General features: G+C 73.6%; 8 protein-coding genes. 6 read left to right on the top strand and 2 right to left on the bottom strand.

Annotated features, from left to right (window positions below; all coding sequences use genetic code 11):
* The 4 genes from K6I33_RS30915 to K6I33_RS30900 form a co-directional block, all read left to right on the top strand.
* Positions 1–714 (top strand): alpha/beta fold hydrolase (locus K6I33_RS30915; RefSeq protein WP_229357857.1); only part of this gene is annotated, 714 nt, incomplete at its 5' end.
* A 262-nt stretch (positions 715–976) separates the two neighbouring features.
* Positions 977–1,861, top strand: coding sequence for an RNA polymerase sigma factor SigJ (sigJ, locus tag K6I33_RS30910; protein ID WP_229357856.1), 885 nt, complete (start codon positions 977–979; stop codon positions 1,859–1,861).
* Positions 1,862–1,996: 135 nt separating this feature from the next.
* Positions 1,997–2,602: an ABC transporter ATP-binding protein gene (locus K6I33_RS30905; RefSeq protein ID WP_229357858.1), complete on the top strand. Its 606-nt coding sequence runs from the start codon at positions 1,997–1,999 to the stop codon at positions 2,600–2,602.
* Between the two features lie 7 nt (positions 2,603–2,609).
* A complete protein-coding gene (locus K6I33_RS30900) occupies positions 2,610–3,395 on the top strand; it encodes an ABC transporter permease (RefSeq protein WP_229357855.1) in 786 nt (261 codons plus the stop codon).
* On the opposite strand, the gene K6I33_RS30895 is transcribed toward K6I33_RS30900, so the two are convergent.
* Positions 3,377–3,910: a DinB family protein gene (locus K6I33_RS30895; protein ID WP_229357854.1), complete on the bottom strand. Its 534-nt coding sequence runs from the start codon at positions 3,908–3,910 to the stop codon at positions 3,377–3,379. The genes K6I33_RS30900 and K6I33_RS30895 overlap by 19 nt on opposite strands.
* A gap of 206 nt (positions 3,911–4,116) precedes the next feature.
* Between K6I33_RS30895 and K6I33_RS30890 the strand changes: the two genes are divergently transcribed.
* Together K6I33_RS30890 and K6I33_RS30885 are read left to right on the top strand one after the other, a co-directional pair.
* Positions 4,117–4,866, top strand: a complete 750-nt coding sequence (locus K6I33_RS30890) for an HNH endonuclease family protein (protein ID WP_229357853.1) — start codon at positions 4,117–4,119, stop codon at positions 4,864–4,866.
* Positions 4,863–5,144: a hypothetical protein gene (locus tag K6I33_RS30885; protein ID WP_229357852.1), complete on the top strand. Its 282-nt coding sequence runs from the start codon at positions 4,863–4,865 to the stop codon at positions 5,142–5,144. The genes K6I33_RS30890 and K6I33_RS30885 overlap by 4 nt, the downstream gene beginning before the upstream one ends.
* 9 nt (positions 5,145–5,153) lie before the next feature.
* Here the strand turns inward: K6I33_RS30885 and K6I33_RS30880 are convergent, their stop codons facing one another.
* Positions 5,154–5,417 (bottom strand): hypothetical protein, encoded by a 264-nt coding sequence (locus K6I33_RS30880; protein ID WP_229357851.1) that lies wholly within the window; start codon positions 5,415–5,417, stop codon positions 5,154–5,156.
* Positions 5,418–5,634: the final 217 nt, after the last annotated feature.

Here is a 5,634-nt window from a genome sequence, read left to right as displayed (position 1 = left end):
GAACTGGAGCGCGCGGGGCACCGGGCCGTACCGGTCACCCTGACCGGCCTCGGGGACCGCGCGCATCTCGCCACCGCGGAGACCGGGGTGAGCACCCACGTCCAGGACATCCTCAACGTCCTGGAGTACGAGGAGCTCTCCGGCGTCGTCCTGGTGGGCCACAGCTACGGCATCTTCCCCGTCCTGGGCGCCGCCGACCGGTGCCCGGAACGCGTCGGCCGCCTCGTCCACCTCGACGCCGCCGCGCCGCAGGACGGGCAGAGCGTCGTCAACACCTTCATGGACCCCGAACGGCGGGCGGCGTTCGAGGAACGGGTCGCGACCGAGGGCGAGGGCCTGCGCCTCCCACTGCCGGACCGGGACGAATTCCCCCTGTGGGGCAGCGTCGACGGCATGGACGACGCGGCCCTGGCCCGGCTGCGCCGCCTCGCCGTCGGCCACCCCTACGGCTCCTTCACCGAACCCCTCCGGCTGACCGGGGCGGGCGACGGGCTGCCCGCCTCCGCGGTGTTCTGCACGGCCAACGGCAACACCGTCGCCATGATCGAGGCCCTCTACCGGGCCGGCGACCCACGGCTGAGGGCCGCGGTCGGCAAGGACACCACCTTCTTCGAACTGCCCACCGGCCACTACCCGATGCTCTCCGTGCCCACCGCCACCGCCCAGGTGCTCATCGACGCCGCGGAGGGCCGGGGCCGGCGTCTCGAACCGTGAAACCTCCGCTTCCATGACGGGCGAGGCCCCGGCCCCGACGCGCCCGGTCCCGTGCGCGTGACCGTTCGCCCCCGCCGTCGTTGGTCACGGCGGGTACACGTATCACCGCCGGGCCGCCAGGGCATCGTCCTGGCGGCCCGGCGTTTCGTGTGCCGCCGCCCCGGCCATGTGATCCGCGCCGCCTCTTGATCACGTGTGTCACATTCGCGCGGTCCCGTTCGTCAAAGGGGGTGACGAAACACCGACGAAGGAAATGCGACCGATGAACGACGACGAATTCCTGGCCGAGCGCTTCGAGGCCCACCGCACCCACCTGCGGGCGGTCGCCTACCGGATGCTCGGCTCGCTGAGCGAGGCCGACGACGCGGTGCAGGAGGCATGGCTGCGACTGGCCCGTACCGACACCGGGGACGTCGCGAACCTGGGCGGATGGCTGACCACCGTGGTCGGCCGGGTGTGCCTGGACATGCTGCGGTCGCGGACCTCGCGGGGCGAGCAGTCCCTGGACGTCCACGTGCCCGACCCGGTCGTGAGCGGCGCCGACGGGATCGACCCCGAGCAGGAGGCGCTGCTGTCCGACTCCGTCGGCCTCGCGCTGCTCGTGGTGCTGGAGTCGCTCGCCCCCGCCGAGCGGCTGGCGTTCGTGCTCCACGACATGTTCGCCGTGCCCTTCGACGAGATCGCCCCCATGGTCGGCCGCACCCCGGCGGCCGCCCGGCAGCTCGCCAGCCGGGCCCGCCGCCGGGTGCGGGGCTCCGCGCCGGTACCCGACACCGACCTCGGCCGGCAGCGGGAGGTCGTCGACGCGTTCCTCGCCGCCGCGCGAGGCGGCGACTTCGACGCCCTGGTGGCCCTGCTCGACCCGGACGTCGTCCTGCGCGCGGACACCGGCACGGGCCTCGCGGGCGCGTCGCGGGAGCTGCGCGGCCCCGCCGCGGTCGCCGGGCAGGCGCTGCTCTTCCAGCGTGCCGCCGGCTCGTCGCGGCCGGCGCTCGTCAACGGCGCCGCGGGCATCGTGTCCATCATCGACGGGCGGCCGACGGCCGTCCTGGGCTTCACGATCACGGACGGGCGGATCGTCGAGATCGACATCCTCGCCGACCCCGAGCGCCTCAGCCGCCTCGACCTGGCGTCGCTCGACGACTGAGCCGAGCCGCCCCCGGCGAGCCGGGGCGGCGACGCGGCCGATCGGCCGCTCCTGACCGCCCCCGGCCGACCGGCTCCCGCCGGGGGCGGCACCTCGGTGGTAGGGATGGGAGCGATGACTGACGCACGGCTCCTCCTGGAGGCCCACGACGTCCACAAGGCATACGGCAGGCACCGTGTGCTGCGTGGCGTCGACATGGAGCTGCGGGCGGGGCGCCTGGCCGGGGTCGTCGGCGAGAACGGGTCCGGCAAGTCGACCCTGCTGCGCGTCCTCGCCGGGCGGCTCCGGCCCGACCGGGGCATGGTCAGGGGCCCCGGCGGCATCGGCTACTGCCCGCAGGAGACCGTGCTCAACCCCGCCTTCACCGTCGAACAGCACCTCGAGCTCTTCCGGGTCGCCTACGGTCTGCCCGGCCTCGACCGCGCCCATGAACTCCTGGAGACCCTGAACTTCGCCGACTACCGGCGGCACCGGATCGGCACGCTCAGCGGCGGCACCCAGCAGAAGCTCAATCTCGTCCTCGCCCTGATGCACGACCCGCCCCTGCTGCTCCTGGACGAGCCCTACCAGGGCTTCGACTGGGAGGCCTACCAGCGGTTCTGGGAACTGGCCGAGCAGCTCCGGGCGTTGGGGCGGTCCTGCCTCGTCGTCACCCACATCGCCTACGACACCACCCGGTTCGACGACCTGTGGCGGCTCGACGCCGGACGGCTCGTCGACGACGCGCGACGGGGCGGGTGAACCGGCCGTGCGCCGCGCCTCCGCCTGGACGTACTTCTCCACCGCCGCCCGCTACGCGCTGCTGGAGCACTCCCGGAACCGGCTGGCGCTCGTCCTGGTCCTCTTCTACCTCCCGCTGTGGATCTCCCTCGGCCATGTGGTGATCGCCTCCGCCGAGGTCCGGTTCCTGCTGCGCGCGACCAACGAGACGATCACCGCGCCGGGCAACAACCTCAGCAATATCTCCGGGGCCCTCAACGCCGTCACCCTGATCGTCGGTTTCATGATGTTCTCGGTCACCTTCACGGCGGGCCGCTTCGACCACCGGCTCGCCATGGCCGGCTACCCCCGCTCCCACCTGATCGCGGCCAAGCTCGCCGCGCTGCTCATCGCGTCCGTGCTGACCAGCGCCTACGCCACCGCCGTGGTCTGCCTCTACTGGCATCCCCGGCAGCCCTGGCTGCTCGGCCTCGCCCTGGCCACCGGCGCCCTGACCTACGGCGGCTTCGGGGTGATGCTCGGCGCGACGCTGCGCGGCGAGCTGGCGGGCATGCTGCTCATCATCATGACCAGCATCATCGACACGGGCCTCCAGAGCCCGATCGCCAATCCGATCGCCGACAATGACGTCGTCCGGTACCTGCCGTCCTACGGGGCCATGCAGGCCGCGGTCACGGCGGGCTTCCGGGACTCGTTCCCGTTCTTCTACCTGCTGCTGGGCCCGCTGTGGTTCCTCGGCGCCGTCGTCGTCGCCGGGATCGCCTTCCAGCGGCACACCCGCGACCGCAGGCCGGCTCAGACCCGCCGGAGGTAGGCGAGCGTCGCGGGCGCGTACCCGAACTCCACCGGAACGGTCACGCCCAGGGCGCGGGCGACCGGCACCATCACCGCCAGGTGGTGGACGGCGTGGTGCGAGACGAACAGCAGCTCCCGCCCCACGGTGGAGCGCGTCCGGACGACCGTGCCCGCCGCGTCCACCACATGGAGCACGTCCACGGGCCGGTCGAGGTCCGCCGGTGCCACCGCGGCCACCCGGGCCGAGACGTCGGCCAGCCGCGTGAGCGCGGCACCCCGGTCGGTCTCCAGCTCGCCGCCGCGCTTCCGCCGGTCGTACTCGACCGTGCCGACGTCCGCACCGGCCAGGATCGCCGTGTAGTGGTTCACACAGTGCCGTACATGACCGGCGACACAGCTGGCGGCCTCATGGGGCCGGCACACGTACTGCGCGTCGCTGAGCATGCCGAGCAGCTCCCGCATGTGCCCCAGCTGGGCGGTGGCGTATCCGACGACCCCGGCGGCCCGTTCCTCGTCCTCTTCCCATGGCGTCATCACCCCACTGTGAGGACGCCGCTGCGCGCGGCACCGGGCCCCGGAGGGGATTCACACGATCGGGGAGGCGCGGGCGCCATTGGTCCGTCCGGGTGAGTTGGGCTTGGCGGTTGACCGACGGGGCAGGTCTTCCCGGTGGTCGGCCTGCACGTAGGATCGAACGTTATGTCGGATGTGTGTGTTGTGACCGAAGGGGTTGTTGGAGAATGAGGCTTCGTCAGGGGCGGGTCACGGCGCTGGTGGTCGCCGTGTGCACGGTGGGGGCTGCCCTCGCCGGTTGCGGCGGCAAGTCCGGTGACGCGGCTTCGTCGTCCGTCTCCCCGTCGCGCTCGGCCGCCGCGCCGGCGCCGGGCTCCAAGGGACCCGCGCCGTCGGGCGACGGGAAGAACCGTGCGGGCGACCCGCTGCCCGGGCTCCCGACGACGGGCGACGCCCGCAAGCAACTCACCGCGATGAAGGTGGAGAAGCCGCACGCGATGTCCGGCTACAGCCGCGCCAGGTTCCCCCACTGGGCCCAGCAGGGCAACAAGTGCGACACCCGGGAGACCGTCCTGGAACGGGACGGCAAGGGTGTGAAGCGGGACGGGGAGTGCCGGGCCGTCGAGGGGACCTGGCGCAGCCTCTACGACGACAAGACCGCCGACAAGGCCGGACAGGTGGACATCGACCACATCGTGCCGCTGGCCAACGCCTGGCGTTCGGGCGCCGACAAGTGGGACGACGACAAGCGCAAGGCGTTCGCCAACGACCTGACGCACCCGCAGCTGCTCACGGTCTCCGCCGCCTCGAACCGGTCCAAGGGCGACCAGTCCCCGGACCAGTGGCAGCCGCCGTCGAAGAGCGCCTGGTGCTTCTACGGCCGGGCGTGGACCTCCGTGAAGACCACGTACGGTCTGAGTGTCACGGAGGAGGAGCGAGGCATGCTCACCAAGATGCTGGATACGTGTACGTCATGAACAGAGAAGCGGGTCAGGAGCGGTACGAGGACACGGTGGTCGCCGGCCCCGGCGGTGCGATGACCGACGACGTCGGGGTCGTCACCGGCGACCTCACCGTGGTCACGGCGCGCCGCCCCGACGGGCTGGCGGACGTCCGTGTGCAGTACACCGGCGCCGAGGAGTGGTACGCGCTCACCGGCGGCCCCCGGGCCGTGCCGCCCGGGGGGCTGGGGGCCTTCCACGCCGCCGTCCTGGCGGCGATCCGCGCCGGGGGCGCGGCCGAGGTGCCGCGCTGACCCGTGCGGTCAGCGGCGCCGCGAGCCGCCAGAACGCGGCCGCAGCAGCGCCGCGGCCAGCACGGCCGGGGCCGTGACCAGCAGGGTGAGCGTCACCAGCGGGATACCGCGCACCGCCTTCTTGTTCAGGGCCTTGACGATGCCGTGGTGGGCGGAACCCCGGGGGTGACCCGGTCGCGGCCGGGGAGCGGGCGCCCGCGGTGCCGGCACCCGTCGGTCGGGTGCCGGCGGCGGTGCGGGTGCCGCGCGCGGCGGCGCGTTGTTGACGGGCACGGTGCCCGGCGCACCCGGCCCCGGTGCGCCGGGCGCGCCGGGCGCGGCGGGTGCGGCGGGTGCCGGAGGCGCGGGCCGGCCGGGCTGTCCGGGTTGTCCGGGCTGGCCCGGAGGTACGGGTGCGGGGGCACCCGGTGCCGGAGGCGCGCCCGGAACGGGCGGAGCGCCAGGGGCCGGTGGCGCGGGCGGTGCCGGAGGGGCGGGCGCGGGTGGCGCC

The organism is Streptomyces sp. UNOB3_S3, from assembly GCF_020740895.1.
Classification (GTDB): Bacteria; Actinomycetota; Actinomycetes; order Streptomycetales; family Streptomycetaceae; genus Streptomyces.
This window is presented reverse-complemented; position numbering and strand designations above follow the sequence as displayed.